The following is a 20,542-nucleotide window of genomic DNA, read 5'->3' on the forward strand; positions in this document are numbered from 1 at the left end:
TACGGCCCAGCAGTCTATGCCCTAACCCTGCCATGCCTGTAGGTAGGCTGTGGGTTTTGGAGCGGTCGCTAGTCCATAGTTCTTCCGGCGGTTTCGGGCACAGCGCGGCGGGTAAAGGCAATCAGCCCCACACCGATGACCGCAAAGACCGCAAAAGTTGCCCCCAGCCCCAGGGCAGCAACCATCTGGGGGAAGAAGAGGGAGACGCAGAAGTTCGCCATCCAGGAGACAAAGGTGGCAACACCCATACCGGCACCGCGCACTCGGCCCGGGAAGAGTTCGCTCATGAGCACCCAGGTTACAGGGGACACCGCCCCCTGCTGGAAAACAAGGAAAATAATCGAGATCAGCAGGGTAGCCCAGGGGCGGGCGGAGGCATCAAGGAACTGAGAGGTCAAGGCCAGCAGCATCAGAGACACCGTGGTGCCTGCCAGACCCAGGGTGAGGACGAGGCGGCGGGGGAAGCGGCCCACGAACCAGAGCCCCACCGCCGCACCAATGACAGAAAGAACACCGTTAGAGATGTTGGCGGTCAGGGCGGCATCGGTAGAGAACCCGGCTTCGCGGAGTACCTGGGTGCCGTAGTACATCAGGGCGTTCACGCCGGTTGCCTGCTGGACGATACCGATAGCGCAGGCCAGAAGCAGGGTGGTACGCAGGGCCGGTTCTTGCCAGAGTTGGCCAAGTACTCCCCGGGCGGTAGCCGTAGACTTCCTATAGCCGGGCGACTCGGGAACTAGGAGCATACCCAGGAAAAGCACTAGGGCAGGGACCACGGAGATAGCGAACATGACCCGCCAAATCATGACGTTCTGGGCAAAGAGATTACCCAGTACGGCGTTCATAACGTAGGCAGCAAGCTGGCCGAAAACAATCATGAACTGGTTGCGGGTAACGATAGCCCCGCGCCGGTTAACGGGGGAAATCTCTGCCAGGTAGATAGGAACCACCGCTGAGGCCGCACCGACAGCCAAGCCCACCAATACACGGAAAGCGATGAACACCGCCAGGTTGGGGGCAGATGTCAGCCCCAAGGAACCAGCCGCAAAAACAACCGCCAGCACCAGCAAAATGCGGCGGCGGCCGAACCGGTCAATCAGCTGGCCCGCAGTCAGCGCACCAAACGCCGCGCCCAGCGTCAAGGCGGAGGTAGCCAACCCTTCAGCCGCCGGGGACAGCGTGAAATCCTGCTGGAGGAAGGGCAGGGCACCGTTGATAATGCCGGTGTCATATCCGAAGAGGAAACCACCGACCGAGATGATCCAGGTGTAAAGGGTGACCCGGCGGGGGTCGGCAGTCTGTTTCATGTGCACTCCTTGGTAGAGACCAGAGCAATTCTAGCCCCTACGCCCCGGTGATAAAAGAGGTAGCTTGTGTGACCGGTAGGCTAGGAGTATGACTGCTCTTTCCATTGACCTCAATTCTGACTGCGGGGAGTCTTTTGGCTCCTGGGTCATGGGCGATGACACTGCAATGATGCAGACCGTCTCCTCTGCCAATATCGCCTGCGGTTTCCACGCGGGCGACCCCAGCGTAGCCCGCTCCACCGTCCGAGCCGCCCACCAGAAGGGGGTAACCGTTGGGGCTCACGTTTCCTACCCCGACCTGGCTGGCTTTGGCCGCCGGTTTATGGATATGACCGCCACCGAACTCACCGATGCCGTCATCTACCAGGTGGGGGCGCTCCAAGCTATCGCGCAGGTGGAGGGCGCACAGGTGAGCTACTGCAAGCCGCACGGGGGTCTCTATAACGCCATCGTTCACCACACAGCACAAGCGCAGGCGGTTGCCACTGCCCTGCACGAGCTGGGAGACCTGCCTATCCTCTGCCTGCCGGGTTCTGCGGTAGCGAGCGCCGCCCGCGCCTTGGGCCTACCTGTCTTCTATGAGGCTTTTGCCGACCGGGGCTACACGTCAGAGGGCACCCTGGTGTCCCGTAGGGAACCGGGTGCGGTCATCCATGACCCCGAGGTGGTTGCTGAGCGGGTGGTCCGTATGGCCGTTGACGGTGAGGTGATCGCTGTGGACGGCTCACGCGTGACCCTGGATGCCGCCAGCATCTGCGTCCACGGGGACACCCCTGGGGCTGTGGCTATTGCCCAGCAGGTACGGGCCGCCCTGGAAGAGGCCGGGGTCCGTATCGAGGCCTTCGTCTAAGCCTCAAGTGCGGCGCAAACCTTCATCTGCGTGTTCTTTGAACGGCATTTGGAAGGTTTGCGCCGCGTTCACTCCCTATTAGGTACCGCAGGGGTAGCTGGCCTTGCGTGGGCACCGCCACACCTGCCAGAATTGTTGAACAATCTACGGTTTTGATGAACGGACGCAAAGGGGTGCCCATGATTCACCGCCCACACGACGGCGCAGACATCTACACGGTCAAGCCCTTTGGCGCCCTCGCAGCCCTGGTGGACTGCCGCACCCTCGAAAATGCCCTGTACCTGCACCTGCACCTCAGCAGGTACCCCGCCGTAGGCCAAACTGAGCTGATTCCGGCCGCCCGCACCGTCCTAGTTCGCTTTAGCACTTACGAGTACACCGCCGCCTTTCTGGCCGCTCCCGACCTGCCGCCGGTAATCGGTCATGTGCGCGCCCACGGTCGAACGGTCACCATTCCCGTGATCTATGACGGCCAGGACCTGGCCGATCTTGCCGCCCACCTGGGTATGAGCGAGCAGGCCCTTATCTACGCCCACACCACGGGCCGCTGGTCGGTGGCCTTCGCGGGTTTTGCTCCCGGCTTCTTCTACTTACACCGGAACGATAAGGTGCTGGATGTTCCCCGCCGTGCCAGACCGCGCACCTGCGTCCCGGCGGGGTCGGTGGGGTTGGCCGGTGATTTTTCGGGTATCTACCCGCGCTCTTCGCCGGGTGGCTGGCAGTTAATCGGGCACACTAATGCGCCCCTATGGGACTTAGCGCAGAACCCTCCGGCGCTTTTGGAGCCGGGTATGCAGGTCCAGTTTGAGGCGGTCCGGGAACTGATTACGGTAGCCGGTAGGTCCCCAGCAGAAGAGCACCCGGGTAAGCCTGCACTTAGCGAGCTGGCTGCGGGCTTGAAGGTGCGCTCCCCCGGTATGCTTACCCTTTTTCAGGATGCCGGCCGCAGCGGCCTGAGCCACTGGGGTGTTTCCCCATCAGGGCCGGTGGACCGCGCCGCCGCTGCAGAAGCTAACCGGCTGGTAGGTAACCAGTTGCAGGCAACCGTCCTGGAGAATCTTGCCGGTGGGCTGGCCCTTACGGCCCACCGCGATGTGGTTCTTGCCCTTACCGGAGCGCAGGTTCCTGCGCGGATCAGCGAAGATAACCCAGTAGATGCAGAAAGCCCTGCCCAGGAGGAACCGCTAGCTGTCACCTCCTACCGCCCCTTTGCCCTCAAACCGGGGCAAACTCTGACTCTAGGGGCTACCGAACGCGGCCTGCGCACCTACCTGGCTGTGCGTGGGGGGTTTGCGGCGCCCCAGCAGGCGACAAGTTCTTCCCGCGATACCCTGGCTGGCCTGGGCCCGGAGCCCCTAGCCCCCGGTGACCTACTTGCCCTAGCAGCAGAAAGTTCAGCACTAGTGGGCAACCCCGTTCCCCCGCTCCCTCTACCCGGCGAGCAGATATTAACGATTCGTGCGGTGCCGGGGCCCCGCCAGGACTGGTTCACCCCGGAATCGCTGACCCGTTTCACAGAGGCAATCTGGGAGATTTCGCAATCCAGCGACCGTATCGGTGCCCGCCTGGTGCTATCCGAGCCTGAGGGTGGCGGTGAAAGGCCAGAACCCACCGAGGTCCTGGCCCGTCTCAGCGACAAGGAGTTACCGAGTGAGGGCATGGTGGCGGGAGCTATGCAGGTTCCCCCCAGCGGGGAGCCTGTTATCTTCCTGGCCGATCACCCGGTTACTGGCGGCTACCCGGTGATTGCAACGGTTCATCCCGATGACCTGCGCCTGATAGCCCAGGCCCCTCCCGGCACTAAACTCCAATTCTGCCTCGTTCCCTTTGACCATCTGACCCCACAGAAGTGAGTTCTACAATGCGTAAAGTTTTGATTGCTAACCGCGGCGAGATTGCCGTCCGTATCATTGGCACCTGCGCGCAGCAGGGGATCGCTTCTGTGGCTATCTACGCAGATTCCGATGCCGAAGCTCTGCACACGGCTTTGGCTGATGAGGCCTACGCCCTAGAGGGGTCGACACCGGCTGAAACCTATCTGGATATGCATAAGGTTCTACAGATTGCCCGTATTTCTGGGGCCACCGATGTTCACCCCGGCTACGGTTTCTTGGCTGAGAACGCTGATTTTGCCCGTGCGGTCATTGACGCTGGCCTCACCTGGATTGGCCCGGCCCCCGAGACTATTGAGGCTCTGGGCGATAAGGTCAAGGCCCGTGAGCTGGCGCTGTCGGTGGGTGCGCCTTTGGCTCCGGGGTCAGACGGGCCAGTAGCCAGCGCGGCAGAAGCCCGTGCCTTTGCGCAGGAGAACGGCCTGCCTTCCATCATTAAGGCGGCGCACGGTGGCGGCGGGCGCGGTATGCGTATCGTGCGGCACCTGGATGAGGTTGAAGAGGCTTTCACCTCTGCAACACGCGAAGCCCAGGCCGCTTTTGGCAATGGGGAGTGCTTTATTGAGCGCTTTTTGGAGAGGCCCCGCCACCTTGAGGCGCAGGTGGTTGCTGACTTCCAGGGCAACGTCCTGGTAGTGGGCACCCGCGATTGTTCCCTACAGCGGCGCAACCAGAAACTTATTGAGGAGGCCCCGGCCCCCTTCCTGACCGATGACCAGCGGGCCGCTATTGAGCGGGCTTCTGCCGATATCTTCCGGGCGGCGGGCTATGTGGGTGTGGGTACAGCTGAGTTTATGGTGGCCCAGGACGGCACTATTTCCTTCCTTGAGGTCAATACCCGTATTCAAGTGGAGCACCCCGTGACCGAGGAGGTCACCGGCCTAGACCTGGTGGCTCTCCAACTGTCGGTGGCCGCCGGGGAGCCTCTGCCCATGACCCAAACCCCTGTAGCACACGGGCATGCTTTTGAATTCCGTATCAACGCGGAGGACCCGGCCCGGGGGTTTCTACCTGCCGCTGGCAGAATCGAGTCCATCAGCTTGCCCTCTGGCCCCGGTATCCGCTGGGACGCCGGTGTGCGCCCGGGTTCTGTAGTCAGCGGGGATTTTGATTCTATGCTGGCTAAGCTCATTGTTTCTGGTGCTACCCGCGAGCAGGCGCTACGGCGGGCGCGGTTTGCCCTGCGTCAGCTTGAGATTTCTGGGGTGGCTACCGTGCTTCCCTTTGATCGGCAGGTCTTAGAAGCGCCGGCTTTTACCGCCGAGGGCGGCGAATTTGGGGTCTACACCACCTGGATTGAGGACGTCTTCCTGGCAGAGGGTAGCGGTGAGCCAGATGTAGCCTACCGCCAGCCCCTGCTGCCGGTGGGTGCTAGGACCTTCCCGGGGAGCGGGGTCACCCGTTTTACCCTGGAGATCGACGGTACTCCGCACCGGGTGGGCCTACCCGATTCTGTTTTTGCGTCCCTGGGGAGCGCAGGGGCACCGGCAGGTACAGCCGAGGTAGAAGGGCCCGGTCAGGTTCTTGCACCTATGAGCGGGTCGCTTTTGCGCTTTACCGTGCAGTTAGGAGACCGTGTGGGGGCAGGCACCCAGGTAGCTCTGCTGGAGGCCATGAAAACAGAGGTTCCGGTGCTGGCGGAGTCTGCGGGAACCGTGGCTGAGCTACTGGCTGAGCCTGGTGAGCGTGTCAGCGCGGGTTCTGCTCTCATCCGTTTTGATTAGGGGCACCCGTAGGATAGTGCTGTGACTTCCCAATCCCTTGATGCCGCCTTTACCCCGGAGCTGAGCACCCTAGCGACCCATCGGCCCGCCGATATGCAGGCTCCCCAGTGGGCGGCTTCTGCCTTGCGTTCCGCTATGGATGCCGCTGCGCTGACCCCCGGCACCCAGTTAGTCGAAGAACAGCTAGCCGCCCTGCTCGATGTTTCCCGCAATACCCTGCGCCAGGCTTTCACTGAGCTTGAAGCTGAGAACCTGGTGCAGAGGATCCCCTACCGGGGAGTCTTCGTGATTCAGCCGGATGCTGAGCAGGTGCGGGAGCTCTTTATTGAGCGGTGGGCTGTTGAGTCCGCCGCGATTGGCCTCGCCCCGCTTGGGGAGAACAGTGATGCCCGTGCAGCTATTGACCGGGCCCGTACCGCCCAGGCCCGGGGGCAGGTGCCCCAAATGGCGAGCGCTAACCAGGATTTCCACCGTGCTCTGGTGGCTTCGGCCCGGTCGCAGCGGCTGAATCGGGCTATGTCCCGTATTTTGGCGGAGATGCGGCTAATTTTCTTTGAGTTGTCACACGATATGGGTTTTCATGCGCCTTTTATCGAGAAGAATGCCAAGTTGCTTGCCCTGGTTGAGGGTGGGCAACGGGAGGCGGCGCATCGGGCTTTGCGGGCCTATTTGGATCTTTCGCGTGACCGTTTTTTGCAGGAGCCTGTACTCTAAGGGCTTGTGCCAAAGCAGTGCTACAGGGTTTAACTCAATCAGCCTTTTTAACACAAAAGCACCGTGCCTGTCGGCTAGTTGAGCGCTGACAGGCACGGTGCTTTTTGAGCGGGTTGGTTTTAGCCGGCCCAGAGCTTGGCGATACCGCTGAGTGAGTTGAAGCCCAGGTAGATGGTCAGGAGCCAGGAGGCCCAGCCAATCACAATCAGCCAGATGGGGTACTTGTAGCCGTCTAGCAGGGTCTTGGCACGGAAGGTTGCCACAAAGAGGATCACACCAAAACCAAGGGGCAGAATCAGACCGTTGACTGCACCGGCCACAATCAGCAGGGTGGAGGGTGCTTTACCGGCAATGATAAAGACGACAGTTGAAATAACGATAAAACCGATGGTCAGCGCGTTCTTTACGGTGACGGAGGTCTTAGAGCTGGTCACGAAGGAAACGGAGGTGAAGGCCGCACCGATGACCGATGAGATAGCAGCGCCCCAGAGAATTAGGCCGAAGATGCGGGTACCCACTTGACCGGCGGCAATGCCGAAGGCTTGGGCGGCAATAGATTTTTCGGTGTCCATGGCAACGCCGGTGGCGACAACACCCAGGATGGCGAGGAAGAGCAGGAAGCGCATCACACCGGTGATGATGATGCCGGTGACCGATGAGCGGGAGATGTCTTTGACGTGTTCTGCACCGTGGATTCCGGCCTCCAACATACGGTGGGCACCAGCGTAGGTGATGTAGCCGCCTACGGTGCCGCCGACCAGGGTGGTGATGACGGTGAAGTCAACCTGTTCGGGCAGTACGGTGTTTTTGAGGGCGTCCCCTACGGGCGGGTTGGAGACAGCGGCAACGTAGAGGGTTGCCAGGATCATGATGGCACCCAGAATAACCACGATACGGTCCAGGGCCATACCTGCCCGCTTGGAGAGGAAGACACCGATAGCGAGGACGGCGGTGAGGATGCCGCCGGTGGTGGCGTCCATGCCGAGCATGGAGTTCATGCCCAGGCCGCCACCTGCTACGTTGCCCACGTTAAAGACGAAGCCACCCAGGGCTACCAGGATAGCTAGGAAGATGCCCAGGCCGGGGATCAGGGAGTTAGCCAGTTCTTGGGCTTTGCGTCCGGAGACACCGATGACGCGCCAGACGTTGAGCTGAACGGCGACATCGATCAGAACTGAGATCAGGATGGCAAAGGCAAAAGCCGCGCCCATTGTGTAGGTGAATTGCCCGGTTTGGGTGATGAAGCCGGGGCCGATGGCGCTGGTGGCCATGAGAAAGAGTGAGCCGAGCAGGGCGGTCCGGCGGCCCTTGGCGGCTTGCTCTTGGTCAGTGATCAGGGCTTGTGCATCTGCCATGTCTCTCCTTGGAGGTTGTCATGCCCCGGTAAGGGAGGGCATGAGTGCTCAGTTTATAGACATAGATTACAGAATGACTGCTTATTGGCGTGGGAGAAAGCTGCGAAAGCGTGGACCCGGAGCTGCCGGGCGGTCTGTTTCTTAGCGTGTAGCCACCCCTGCTCAGGGGTGGCTACATGCCCTGGTTTTATCTTGAGGGTTTAGCCTTGCGGTAGCTTCGGCATACTGCTCCTGTGAGCAGGGCCAGGGCGGCAAGACCCACCAGGAGCCCCACTGCTGATACGCCTGTGGATGCTAAGGATGGTGGAAGCTGAGCTCCCCCTTCTTGAGCTTGCTGAGCCGGTTCCTGCTCCTTATGAGGGGCCAGCAACTGTGTCTTCCCGGGTTCGCTTGAGGCTGCGGGGGACGTGCTGGTTGGTTGCTGATCCGTAGTGCCACTGGTCTCTAGCTGGTGGAATTTATGGTGACTTTCCTCCTTGGGGCTGGGACTTTCGGGTCCGCTAGCTCCTTGGGTTTTACCGCTGGGGCCTTCCCCCTTGTCCGCGGGGCCTTGCAGGGTTTTGGTTTCGCTTCCCTGCTCTGGGGTTTGGGCTGAGGGGTCAGAAGACGGGGCTGAGGGGTCAGGAGACGGGGCTGAGGGGTCAGGAGACGGAGCTGAGGGGTCAGGAGACGGAGCTGAGGGATCTGGAGACGGGGCTGGTGCGGTAGCTCCCTCAGAAGGAGCCGGGTCCGTGCCAGTTTCGCCCGGCTTTCCATCCTGCTGGCAGTCCTCAATAGCCTGATCCCCTACAAGGAATACAAGCTTTTGGGGTTGGGATGCTTTCTGCTCACCGTCAAGGGTTCTGGCACTGTAGTAGGCCTCAAATTCATAGATGCCGGGGGCCGTGAACACCCAGTGAGCGTGTACGTGGGTGGGGAAGTCTACCGGGATGAGATAATCACCTTTACGGGAATCCGCAAGTAGGTTCACCCCGGTAAAGGGGGACTCTTGATAGATAGCGAAGTTGCTACCGTCCGGTTTGTGAACCGGGTTCAGGTGTAGCTCAACCGGGCTTTCAAGACGTGAGTAGTCAATATCTTGTGTATTCCACCCTGGCCAGATGATGCCCGGCTCTTGATTTTGGGGTAGGCCATAGAAGGAGTCTCCAGCTTTACCCAGAAAATCTAGCTCCGGGGCTGTGAGCGGTCCTTGACGTAGATTTCTTGCCTGGTTACCTACGGCAAAGACGACCTCATCAAGTGATCGCTCAGTTGCCTGACGGGAGATCTGTCGGGTTTCATCTTTTAAGAATGTCTTGAGTCCCTGCTCTCCGAGCTGAGCCTTAATATCTACATGGCCCTCTGTCAGGATGTACCTTCCCTTGTAGGGTTCTATGGAACATTGTGGGGCTGATGCTGGGGTCTCAGGTGCAGGGTCAGCCGGGGCAGGATCAGCCGGGGGTGCCGGGTCTTGAGGTTCTACCGGGTCTGGCTCATCAAGCAGGGTAATACTTCCTTGAGCCTGATAGCTCTTCCCCTGGGCATAGGAGTCTGTTACCTGAATACTTGCTGCTTGAGCCTGCATATCGGGGTGGGGGATAATCTGAGCAATAACACTTTCCCCATCATAGAACCAGCTATCTTGGTAAACGTATTCAGCGATACCGTTGACAAAATGCCCCTCAAAAGTGGAGTCATAGTATTGGCTGTCAGCCTCCTTAAAACCACCAGCTAGGAAGCCTCGGAAGTTGGGGTCTTTCGCTTGCACTATCAGCTTGCTGTACCCCTCCCGCTCTGTAGGCTCAAGGGTAAGGGTAAAGTCCCCGCTACTGGGTCGGTAAAGTTCACCGGTCATCGTGAAGTTATCTGGGTCCCTGTGCTCTTGCGGCCAGCTCCCTTCTCCTTCCGAGGAATCTCTGGAGGCTTCTACACCGGGGGCATAGTCAAGAGGCTGAGAGATCCAGCGCGCTGCCTGATCATGCTCACTACTTGGGGTAAAGACAGCCTGTAGCTGCCCAGGTGTGCTCCCCAGAAGCTCATCCCAGCTGGCCCTACCCTGCGAAACCGGCAAATCCGTCAAAAAGTATCCGTTGTTAAAAAGCGTTAAAGTCCCTTCAAGAGAGCTGTTATCAGCCTCAAAAGCAATATGGGTGAGGTTCTGATCGCCGGAGCGTTGGCCTTCCCTGTAGGGGCGAATGCTGAGCCTGTAGTCCATATCTGCCAGCTTGCCTTCTGGAGCCTGCTGGTAGCGTTCGAGGGTGCTGAGACCCTGGGGGATGCCATCTCCCGGCTGGGGGGATCGGCCTCCGACCTGCCAAATAATTTTGGTGGGTTCTGATTGAATTAGCTGGCCCTCAAGGCCACGGGCAACGGTCCGGTAAGTCACCTCATAGCGACCAGCGGTCGTAAAGGTGGTTGCGTTGTGGGTATGGCTACCGGGGCGAAGCAAGGACGAATTAAGGCCGGGAGTTTTGGAGCTCATCATACGCCTGAGAGCAGATGGATCCCACTGATGGTGGTAGCGGAAGAGTTCCATTTCGCCCGGGCCGTTAACATCCATGATATCCAGGGCGAAAGTTCCATCTCTAAAGTCCTCTACGGGGATATCAGTCTCTGCACCAAAACCAACCCAAGCAGGGTCATGGTTCCCCTCCGGCAGGCCCGGTGCCATGTAGAGAGTATCGCCTGGCTTACCCAAAAAGCTCTGCTCTGCCGATTCATCGACGGTAAAGGTGTACTGGCTCCTACCTGTCATTTCTGACCAGCCCTTGCCTAACCAGATGATGCTTTCATCAGCGCTATAGGGGCCCTCTTTATCCCCTTGAGCAGGGGCTTCATTACGGAGCACAAAATGGTTATCTATCCAGGCTGTCTTGGGGGCATCAATGTGTGCCCGACTTGTAATAATTTTTCCGTCATCAGGCCCGGCTGTAGCCGGGAGCGAGCCTGCCACAAGAGAGGCCAGCACGAGTGAGGACAGGGTCAGAAGACGGGCCTTAGAAAGGCTCTTGCGAGGTGTATGTTTCTTGACTATCACGGTGTATTTTCTGTGTCGCTTGCCGGGAGGGTGTATCAACAACCCACCCTTATTTGAGAATGATTATCATTAAAGATAAACTGACTTCTGATAAAAATCAAATGATTTCCCCTCAGAACCCATCCGTCCCATACTTAGGCAAATAGAAAGCACACCCATGTACCGCCCTCAAAGCCCCCTCTCTGTAACCGCCCTGGCTCTTGCCCTCAGCCTGAGCCCTCTCGCCCCAGCACTTGCCCAGGATCAACCTTCCCCCCTAGAAATCAACAGCTCATCTTCCATCCAGGGACAAGACATAAACCAAGCATCGAAGACCGTCCTGCACACTGAACATACGGATGCCCTGGCCCTAGCTCTAGGCCAGGACGGCCTTGATATGTTTACCTACGCAGACCTCCCCCAGGCCCCCAGAAGTAGGCTCGACCCTGCAAGGACAGTTTTTAACCTTGAAGATAGAGAAGAGACGCGCTTACCCATCCCTGAGGGGTTCGACTTTCTTGGAAAACCGGGCGAAACTATCTGGCTAGCCCCCCAAACCCAGGTCAAAGGTGTCCTCTGGCCCGGGTGGAACACTGAAGATATCCGCCCCGGGCAGCTCTCAGGGGATAAGCTCAACCTTGAACTTATCCAGGCGCGGACCCCTGAAAATGGTGCTGTAGAGGTCTTCCAGTCATCACTCACTGGAACCACCCGAATATTTAGCTCCCAGCAGAGGCTAGCTGCCCACCAGCAAGCTGTCGGCTCCCATGTTCATGCCAATTGGGCCTTTACCGCCCCCGGAACCTACCAACTAACCTTCCGGGCCAGTGGCTCCTACCCAGACGGTAGCCCTGTTTCTGCAGAACAGACATACACCTTTGTCGTAGGAGAACTTTCAGCAAATCCCGAAGGGAAAGATGCCAAGGACCACAGCACTCCAAGAAAACCTGACCCCTCACAGCCAGCAACCCCAGAGCCCACCAAGCAGGTAGCTGAACCCGCTGCAGTTGAACCCCCTGTAGCTGCCGCCGCTCCACCTCAGCCTGAAGCTGGTGAGCAAGCAAGCACCACCGCTGGCCAGAAAGAAGCTAGCAGGCTCCCGGCAGCCAGCCCACAAAGCATGGAGAAGGATCTTGCCGATCCCCCGGCACCCCACCCGGCACCCCAAACCCAAGAGCACGTTGACGAAGAAGCTACAGTCTCCCAGCAGGCCAACCCGGCCGCCCAGCCCTCCCCTGCACAAACATCCCATTCCCAGCCAAGCGCTCAGGAGCAAGGAACTAGAGCTGACAGGCAACAGGACACGATCGCGCCCCAGTGCTATGCCACTGAGGAGCAGGTTCATACAGCAGTAGCATCCAAGGGTAGGCCAACCTCTGCACAAGCTAGGGCCTCTTCTACCTCACCCCAGAAGCCAGCTCTTAGTGTGATGCGAGCTGTGAACACTAAGGCCGACCGCGTTTCAAGCGGGCATTTCGATTTTGGGCCGGTCTTGAAGTCAGGTAGCCTCTCCGCCCGCGTCAAAGATGACCGCACCTCCCCTGCCCGCTGGAAAGAACCCGCCGCTCTGACCTTTATCCTTGGTCAAGATGCCAAGACCTCCTTACCTGCGGGAATGGAACATATCGCCCCAGCAGGCAGTGAAATTTACCTAATCGGTGCCACCCAAGAACCCCATGTTCCCTGGCTAGGTTGGAACACCCAAGACCCTGAGCTCGTCGCCCAGGCCGCCGGCCCCGTGGAGCTAAAGCTCAGTGAGCTCCAAGGACCTGGACAACTATCAGTCTTCCTCTCGGGCAACTTCGGGGCCGCGGGAACCACCGTCTTCAACAAGGTGGGGGACACATATTCGGTGCCACTCAACACCCACCAGCACGGTAACTGGATCTTTACAGAAGAGGGTGTGTATACCGCCACCCTCACCTGGTCAGTACCACTCAAAAATGGGCAGAGGGCAACAGCCTCCGGCACCTTACGCTTTGAAGTAGGTGATACCTCACAGAGTGCAGATCAGAAACCAGAGCAGCAAGCCGATCAGAAGACAGAGCAGAATAAGAGCTCAGAGGCCATCAAGAATGAGGCAGATATCGTCACCCGCCCCGATGGAACCAAGGTACGCATTGTAGGCAAGACCGCTCAGGGCGAAAACTGTGATCTAAGCGCCGAACAGCTAGCGAGCGCACAGCGAAAATCTGCCCGCGGGGAGTTAGCCTACACCGGCTCCACAGCCAAGAGCTTGCTAGCGGGTGGGCTTACAACCGTAACCTTGGGCACCTTGCTACTGCTGATCAAACGCCGTTCAGCCCGCCGGGTCAGCACCCATGAATAGGTCCTACCCTGTGGTAGCTAGCATCCTAGCTCTCATCCTGCCCTTAGTGGCAGGATGCAGCGCTGGGGATGCTGGGCAGCAAAAAGGGTTCCATATAGTAACTTCAACGCCCATTATGGCTGACTTGGCTAGAGCCGTGGCCGGCGATAGGGCCCAGGTTACTTCACTGATTCCGGCGGGGGCTGACCCCCATACCTATGAGCCCTCCTTGAGGAACGTGCGCGATATAGCCTACGCAGATGTAGCTTTTACCAACGGCCTGCTTCTTGAGCAGCAGAAACTCGTCCGTACTATAGATGCCAACCTGCCTGCAGGAGCCACTTCGGTAGCTGTAGCGGAAAAAATTGAAAGCTACGGTGGGACCCTGCTGCCTCTGGTAGAAGATGCTTCGCTGGATTCCATCTGGCTGGGGCTACGCACATCAGGATCACCTAAGGATCTAGACCTGGCAAGAGATGCGTCTGTCGCCTTCCGGGCAAGTCGCGCCCAGGGTCCCGGGCAGTTAGCTGCTTTTATTACCGGCACCTTTGGGTCGGTAGAAATGGTGGCAGACTCAACCCATATGGAGGCATCCGACGAGAACCGGCAGTTGGAGACCACCCTCCCCTTGCAGGCCCACACCCACCTGTCATGGTCATATGCAGAACCTGGTATATACGAGCTTGATCTTGAAGCCAGCGCCCACACAGCCCAGGGGGAAAGCCTCACCGGCCTCAAAGAAGTACCTGCCACCACTATTCATTTTGCGGTGGGGGTTGACCCCCAGGAGTTAGCTCAGCAACTTCAAGAACAGACAGGTAGCCCCGTGACCGTACTCAATAATGGCCATGCCGACCTGAATGCTGATCTGGCCACCGGAACCCTAACAATACGCACAGATTCAGATGGCCAGATAGAGAACCATGATCCGGCAACCACTGTTATCGCGGTACCTTCACGCACTTTGCAAGAAGTACCCGCTGGCAGCCAGTACCGTTTTCTTGGCAAGCCGGGGACCAAGGTGTACCTGCTGGCCCAGGCTGTACTCGGCAAGCATGTTCACGGTGAGATAGACCCCCATATCTGGCATTCAGTACCTAACGCCATGGCAGCTGTTGAGTTGATGCGAGACACCCTCAGCACAGCAGATCCAAGCGGTGCCTCCACCTACCGAGCTAATGCCCATGCTCTTCTCGAAGAGCTCTCCTCCACCCACCAGGAACTCACAGCAATCTACGGAGGGCTTAACAGTAGCCAAACTAACTTGGTGACCACCCACGACGGCTACCGTTATCTTGCCTCAACCTACGGCCTCACCGTAGCCGGGTATGTCTCTGCCGGCCCGGGGGTAGAACCCAGTATCCAGCAACGAGAACGTCTCCGCCGCACTATCACCGACTTAGGAGTACCGGCCCTTTATACAGAACACAAAAACCTTACAAGGACGCCGGTACTCCAACAGGTCAGTGAAGAGCTAGGGGTAAAAGTATGTGAACTCTACTCCGACACCATAGACTCTGCCGCCCCGACCTACAGCCACATGATGTTAAAAAACGCACACACAATTGCTCAGTGCTCCGCTAGATCCTGAGCCTTGCACCACCAGCCCACCTGCACCCCTACCGAGGACAGTTATGAACCGTATATCTCGTCTCGCTACAGCGCTCACTCTTACTACTTTTCTCCTCCTGCCAGGCACACCTCTAGGATCAGCCTCCTTTGCCGCAGAAGATAACAGGAGCGCACAGGAGCGCGCACTAGAACAGACCCTTTCGTCCGATGAACCCACCGTGACAGGCCAACACGAAATTTCGGAAGGTCATATCGACTTAGGCCCTACTTTATTTGACGGTTCTTGGGAACTCATGTTTCGCGATGATTCCGGTCTCTCACCTGTCTGGCGTGATCCGGCAGAGGTGGTGCTTCGTGGCAATGACACTTCTCTCATGGCTGTACCCGATGATCCCCGCTATTCTTTTGTCCATGCTCCACCGGGTGAGCAGGTCTATGTCATCCCCCAAACCGAAGCGGCTGGGGTAGTGTGGCCCGGCTGGAATACTCAGAACCCGCAGGTTGTGGAAGAGCTTGGGCGCGGGGTCACCCTCACCCTGGAAAAAGTTGAGGGCCCTGGAGATTTTTTCCTCTACCTTGAGAACGGTAATTTTGCCGCTCCCGAGGTCCTCTGGGACTCAAACAGTGCAGGACCTCAAGATATTTTTGTGGAACCGAATACTCATGTTCACGCCAATTGGGTTTTTACCCGCCCCGGTGCCTACTACCTTACGGTGCGGGCGCACGCTGAACTATCAGATGGAAGGCAGGTTAGCGATACCGCCCAGCTACTCTTTGCAATTGGCTCCGAGGTAGAGACAGAACAGGTATTCTCTGGGGCGAGAGTCCTCAGCACAAAAGACCAGCATAAAGATTCGGGCACCGACCTAGCAGCGCCCTCAACTGTACCGGCTCAGGCTAGTAAGACCCCTAGAGAAGATAGCTCTGTCAGCCCACAGCAGGCTCTTTCCCCAGCGCTCCTTACCGGCATAGGGCTGCTGGTGCTCTTCCTGCTTGCTGGCTCAATCTACCTGCTCCGGCGCTCTGTAGGTGCCCGTTCAAGGGCCCTCAGTGAGAACTCTGGGGAGCGTTCATGACTCTCCCTCTATCCATCCGCAACCTCACCGCAGGCTACCCTCAGCAACCGGTCTTAGAAGGTCTTAACCTGGATCTGGAAGCCGGTGAATTTGTGGGTCTTATCGGCGCTAACGGTGCGGGCAAGACCACCCTCCTGCGCTCAATTTTAGGTTTGGTACCAATCCACTGTGGCAGTATCCAGGTACTCGGGAAACCCCCCATCACAGCCCGCGCCCAGATTGGTTATGTGCCCCAAAAGCATCTCTTCCAGTGGGACTTCCCCATCACCGTTGAGCAAGCTGTACTCAGCGGTCGCACCAAAGCTATAGGTTGGTTCCGTAGGGCAGGCACATCTGACTGGCGGGCTGTCTACTCGGCATTAGATCGGACTGAACTGACTCCTTTGAGGAACCGGGTTATAGGTGAACTCTCAGGCGGGCAAAAGCAACGTGTTCTGCTAGCACGAGCGTTAGCATCCGATCCGCAATTACTTTTACTGGATGAACCTTTTACAGGGATTGATGCCCCCACCCAGACCTGTCTCAACCGTCTCTATCAAGAACTAACCGCCAGCGGGTTGGCTATTCTCATGTCCACTCATGACATGGTGGCAGCCCGCGCCTACTGCTCACGCATTATTGGGCTTCAGCGGTGTCTCGTTCTTGATGCTCCCGCTTCCCAGCACAGTGTAGAAGAACTCTATACCTTCCTCCATCACGACAGAGTGAGCCCAGCATGATTAGCCCCTTTGAGTTTGTCCAAGATCTTTTTAATCCAAACTTAGCCTTTTTAGCTCGCGCCTTGGCCGCAGTGGTTATCGCCTCGGTGGTAACCGGAATTGTTGGTTGCCATGTGGTCATGCGCGGCATGGTTTTTATTGGTGATGCAGTGGCGCACTCTGTCTTTCCCGGCCTAGCTATTGCCTTTGTGATGGGAGGCTCTTTAGCTCTGGGGGGCCTGCTAGCTGGGGTTATTACCGCAATAATGGTCGCGCTTTTTAGCCAGAATCAAAAGCTTAAAGAGGACTCGGTCATCGGTATCTTCTTTGCCGGTTCATTTGCTTTAGGTATCACGCTTATTTCGCTGGCACCGGGGTATTCAGGATCGGTTCAGGATTTTCTCTTTGGTTCAATCGTAGGTATTTCAGGGTCAGATGTTGCTCAAGCAGCCGGTATTGCAGCTACGCTCATACTGGTCTTAGGTGTTTTTCATCAGGAGATTGTGACGGTATCTCTCGATAAGGAGAGCGCGCGGGCAGCAGGCCTGCCTGTCCTGGCCCTCGATGTCTTGCTCTATGTGGTGGTAACGGTATCTGTAGTTATTTCCTTGCAGATCCTGGGCAATGTCTTGGTTCTAGCTCTGCTAGTAATCCCTGCGGCCAGCGCTCGACTGGTCTGCCGAACGCTGGGGCGCATGATGGTTTTTGCGCCGCTCTTTGGCGTGCTGACATCAGCTACCGGGCTTTACTTCTCTTGGGCTTTTAACCTGCCAACCGGAGGCGTGATTGTACTGACCATGATTGCAGGGTTTTTGGTGAGCTCTGCTGTCAGCGCCTTGAGAGGAAAACTAAAAGGGCCAGCGCTCATGACGGGCTGACCCTTAGCCTGTGACCGGTATGGAGATGGCTACCCCGCTTTCTCCGCGGGGTAGCCATGAGCTACAGACACCCGGTGAACTGTTATTTCAAGGCTTCACGGGAGATGACAACCTTGACGACCTTGTTCTCTGCGGCATGAGCAAAGAGGTCGTAGGCTTCTTCGAACTGGTCAAAGGTGAAGTAATGGGTGGCCATAGCCTTAGCGTTCAGGCGACCTGAGCGCACCATGTTGAGCAGGTTTTCCACGGTATTGCAGTTAACCAGGCCCATGTTGATGCAGACGTTGGAGATCCACATGTCCTGGATGGGTAGTTCCACAGCCTTACCGTGGACGCCGGCGTTAGCGATTGTGCCGTAGGGCCGTACGATTTCGGTGCAGGTTTTAAAGGTTGCGGGTACACCCACGGCTTCAACAGCAACGTCCACGCCTAGGCCATCTGGGGATAGAGCCTTGATTTTTTCGACAGCATCGGGCTCTGAAGCATTAACCTTATGGGTTGCCCCCAGTTCTAGGGCGGTGTCCATACGGTTTTCATCCATGTCCACGGTAATAACGGTACCGGCACCGGCCAGGTTAGCGGTCATGATCGCGCCCAGACCAACGGGACCAGCACCAACAACAGCCACGGTGTCACCGGGCTTGGTGTTGCCGTTGAGGATTCCAATTTCAAAACCGGTGGGCAGGGCATCGGTCAGGAAGAGTACTTGGTCATCCGCCAGGCCTTCGGGAACCCGGTAGAGGGAGGTCTCTGCGTAGGGTACGCGGACATACTCAGCCTGAGTGCCATCGATCAGGTGCCCAAAGATCCAGCCGATACCGCCCACGGTCTGGCAGTGGGAGTACTGGCCCTTCTTGCAGTAGGAGCACTTGCCGCAGTTGGTGACGGCGGGGATGATAACGCGGTCCCCGACTTTGAGCTCTGTGACGGCGGAGCCGACCTCGGTGATGGTTCCTACAGCTTCATGGCCTAGGATTCGACCGGGCTCGACGGCGGGTACGTCGCCTTTGAGAATGTGCAGGTCGGTTCCGCAGATGGTGGTGGTATCTACTCGTGCGATGACGTCAGTAGGTTCAATGATGGTGGGGTCGGGTACTTCTTCCCAGCTGCGCTTGCCGGGGCCGTGGTAGACGAGGGCTTTCATGGGTTCTCCTTTGAATATTTATGGGGGGGTAGGAATGTGCTCCCAATCACCATCATACGGGTAAGGTTTCGGGGCCTTCAAAAAACACGGCTCCGTTAAGGAGGTCTTCACCCAAAGAACACTCAAGAGAAGATTGACGCCCATTCACAAGGTAGGGCGCACTATAAATAGCTATATAAGATGGCGATACAATAAAATTTAAACCGCGCAAGTTCATGGGAGAATGAGGGAATTAGTCTTATCGAAAGGCCCGGTATTTACGTTGTCACGGTTTAACCCTCCACCCAACTGGCCACGATTCCCCGAAGGCTGGGTGCCGCCGGAGGGCTGGGAGCCTCACCCTTCATGGGGTACCGTTCCTCCCGGCTGGCAGCTGTGGGTTCCAAGCGTTGACCAGTCTCGCTCAAGCGAGCGTAACAAAAACCTACCAGACTACGGTTCCACACCCCGGAAGCAACAAAAATCTAGGCGCTTCGGAGCCTACTCCTCTATCATTACGGCTGGCTCCATAACCTTGAGTACAGCTGTAGTCGCTTTTGCAACTTTGGGTAATGGTGTTGACGAGATCCTTTCTCCTGAGTACGTTCAAGCCCTCGACACCCTCAGCTTCTGGAACGGTCACAATAAGACAGTTGATTTCTCTAATACGGCCACTTGGCCAGCCCACACTCTCTACCAAAACTATAGTGAGGTAGGTAGCAACTCACCCACCATAACCTCAACTCAAGAGTTATCAGGAACCGGTGAGGCTCTCCTCGATCTTTCCCGCCCCGATGGACCAGTTGAACCTGCCTGGGTTGAGTATGAAATTATCCCCTCTGATACCAAGGACCCTGAGGTAACTTTTCTGGGTGGGAGCCAGGAGCAGTATATTAATGTCACCGCTTCAGCTAATAAGCAGGAGGAACCGGTGAAGGGATCAATCTGGCTAGATGCTAATGTCAGCAAAAGCAGTCAGAAGGTTCAGGTAAGCACTCGTGGGGAATGGAAGATTACAGTGCATCCGGTTTCTGATGCCCCCTTGTATGATTCCATCAGTCAGCTAGCCGGAACAGGGCAGCAGGCCTTTATTTTGCAGCAGATTCAAGGAGCGCACCTTGTATACGCGCCACAGTCAGAAGTATCTGCACAATCTTTGAGCCCTTTTAGTGTTACTGTCCCCGATCAGCTCGGCAGAGAAGATATACAGCCGACGCAGGTTTTTACCTCCGCCTTACCAGCCCAAGACACCGATTTTAAAATACCGTCTTCCCCGTGGTTTGTTACGGTAGACGGCCAAGGCTACGAGTGGTGGATAGGCTTTAACCATGAGGCTATTTCTCCAATCGGGGCACTCAATGCTCAGCCGTATAAGTTCCTCCACGATGGGGGCCAGGAAATCGCAGCGTCAGACAGATCGCAGATTTTTACACTTGAAAATACGAATCCTATGATTCTGACGTATACGACCGCACCCACAGAAGATACGAAAAGAAGAAACCGATACCCGAAATACGGGCCGGAAGCTATTGATTTCTCCGAAGCTCAAAAATTTGCGGTAACCAACCCCGATAAGGACCTTGATGAGCCTGGGGCAATTCGCGCTAAAGAGTTCGGTCACGACGGAACCGTATATGACCTTGTCAATATGACCTCAGATCCCGTAAACCGCCTGGAGGTCTTGACCCAAAACCAGGAAAGCTGGCAGGTCAAAGCCTACCCTCTTGATGCAGCGCCTGAGATTAAACCGGGAGATGCATTTTACGGCAGAAGAGGAGACGGTGCAGGGGTCTTCTTCTGGTCTGGAGGAACCGAGGCAAAACTTGAGTTTTACCGAGAAGTGCAGGTGAGCTGGGGATTTGAGGAGGCCTCGATAACTTTCTACCGTCCGGATGGAACAGGGCACTATCGGTCACAAACGGTCTTCGCCTCAGATCTCTCAAGTACCAAAATATCTGTGGATCTCCCCGCGGAACCACTCTATATTGATGTTCGGACTCCCCTAGCCAGTAGCTGGTCTGTGTATGTGCCTCAATAAGATTTTCCGCAA

14 protein-coding genes are annotated in these 20,542 nt (G+C 57.3%); 10 read left to right on the plus strand and 4 right to left on the minus strand.

Features of this window, described 5'->3' with window-relative positions:
• Positions 1-68: 68 nt before the first annotated feature.
• Positions 69-1,307, minus strand: coding sequence for an MFS transporter (locus tag ACN085_RS07875; RefSeq protein ID WP_419100312.1), 1,239 nt, complete (start codon positions 1,305-1,307; stop codon positions 69-71).
• Positions 1,308-1,395: 88 nt separating this feature from the next.
• Between ACN085_RS07875 and ACN085_RS07880 the strand changes: the two genes are divergently transcribed.
• The 4 genes from ACN085_RS07880 (at position 1,396) to ACN085_RS07895 (ending at position 6,487) form a co-directional block, all read left to right on the plus strand.
• Complete coding sequence (locus ACN085_RS07880) at positions 1,396-2,157, plus strand: LamB/YcsF family protein (RefSeq protein ID WP_419111160.1); 762 nt, start codon at positions 1,396-1,398, stop codon at positions 2,155-2,157.
• Positions 2,158-2,336: 179 nt separating this feature from the next.
• Entirely contained in the window at positions 2,337-4,010 is a 1,674-nt protein-coding gene (locus ACN085_RS07885) for a carboxyltransferase domain-containing protein (RefSeq protein ID WP_419111161.1), read from the plus strand.
• Positions 4,011-4,018: 8 nt separating this feature from the next.
• Positions 4,019-5,773, plus strand: a complete 1,755-nt coding sequence (locus tag ACN085_RS07890; protein ID WP_419111162.1) for an acetyl/propionyl/methylcrotonyl-CoA carboxylase subunit alpha — start codon at positions 4,019-4,021, stop codon at positions 5,771-5,773.
• A gap of 21 nt (positions 5,774-5,794) precedes the next feature.
• Positions 5,795-6,487, plus strand: a complete 693-nt coding sequence (locus ACN085_RS07895; RefSeq protein WP_419111163.1) for a GntR family transcriptional regulator — start codon at positions 5,795-5,797, stop codon at positions 6,485-6,487.
• A 119-nt stretch (positions 6,488-6,606) separates the two neighbouring features.
• On the opposite strand, the gene ACN085_RS07900 is transcribed toward ACN085_RS07895, so the two are convergent.
• Both ACN085_RS07900 and ACN085_RS07905 read right to left on the minus strand, forming a co-directional pair.
• Entirely contained in the window at positions 6,607-7,842 is a 1,236-nt protein-coding gene (locus ACN085_RS07900; protein ID WP_419111164.1) for an NRAMP family divalent metal transporter, read from the minus strand.
• 187 nt (positions 7,843-8,029) lie between these two features.
• Positions 8,030-10,858: a choice-of-anchor M domain-containing protein gene (locus ACN085_RS07905; RefSeq protein ID WP_419111165.1), complete on the minus strand. Its 2,829-nt coding sequence runs from the start codon at positions 10,856-10,858 to the stop codon at positions 8,030-8,032.
• Between the two features lie 157 nt (positions 10,859-11,015).
• Here ACN085_RS07905 and ACN085_RS07910 point away from each other — a divergent pair, with 157 nt between their 5' ends.
• From ACN085_RS07910 to ACN085_RS07930, 5 genes are read left to right on the plus strand one after another with little or no spacing between them, the layout of a single operon-like run.
• Positions 11,016-13,166, plus strand: a complete 2,151-nt coding sequence (locus ACN085_RS07910) for a TIGR03773 family transporter-associated surface protein (RefSeq protein ID WP_419111167.1) — start codon at positions 11,016-11,018, stop codon at positions 13,164-13,166.
• The gene (locus ACN085_RS07915) at positions 13,159-14,736 is read left to right on the plus strand and encodes an anchored repeat ABC transporter, substrate-binding protein (RefSeq protein WP_419111168.1); all 1,578 of its coding nucleotides are present in this window, start codon (positions 13,159-13,161) and stop codon (positions 14,734-14,736) included. Before ACN085_RS07910 ends, ACN085_RS07915 begins: the two co-directional genes overlap by 8 nt.
• 43 nt (positions 14,737-14,779) lie before the next feature.
• Positions 14,780-15,793 (plus strand): choice-of-anchor M domain-containing protein, encoded by a 1,014-nt coding sequence (locus ACN085_RS07920; protein ID WP_419111169.1) that lies wholly within the window; start codon positions 14,780-14,782, stop codon positions 15,791-15,793.
• Positions 15,790-16,512, plus strand: coding sequence for an anchored repeat-type ABC transporter ATP-binding subunit (locus ACN085_RS07925; protein WP_419111170.1), 723 nt, complete (start codon positions 15,790-15,792; stop codon positions 16,510-16,512). Before ACN085_RS07920 ends, ACN085_RS07925 begins: the two co-directional genes overlap by 4 nt.
• On the plus strand, positions 16,509-17,369 hold the full coding sequence (locus tag ACN085_RS07930; RefSeq protein ID WP_419111171.1) for an anchored repeat-type ABC transporter permease subunit: 861 nt from the start codon (positions 16,509-16,511) through the stop codon (positions 17,367-17,369). The genes ACN085_RS07925 and ACN085_RS07930 overlap by 4 nt, the downstream gene beginning before the upstream one ends.
• Positions 17,370-17,451: 82 nt before the next feature.
• Here the strand turns inward: ACN085_RS07930 and ACN085_RS07935 are convergent, their stop codons facing one another.
• Positions 17,452-18,513, minus strand: a complete 1,062-nt coding sequence (locus ACN085_RS07935; protein WP_419111172.1) for a zinc-dependent alcohol dehydrogenase family protein — start codon at positions 18,511-18,513, stop codon at positions 17,452-17,454.
• Between the two features lie 544 nt (positions 18,514-19,057).
• Between ACN085_RS07935 and ACN085_RS07940 the strand changes: the two genes are divergently transcribed.
• The gene (locus ACN085_RS07940) at positions 19,058-20,530 is read left to right on the plus strand and encodes a hypothetical protein (RefSeq protein ID WP_419111173.1); all 1,473 of its coding nucleotides are present in this window, start codon (positions 19,058-19,060) and stop codon (positions 20,528-20,530) included.
• Positions 20,531-20,542 lie beyond the last annotated feature (12 nt).

The sequence above is a fragment of the Rothia sp. P4278 genome, from assembly GCF_048512945.1.
In the GTDB taxonomy this organism is placed as follows: Bacteria; Actinomycetota; Actinomycetes; order Actinomycetales; family Micrococcaceae; genus Rothia.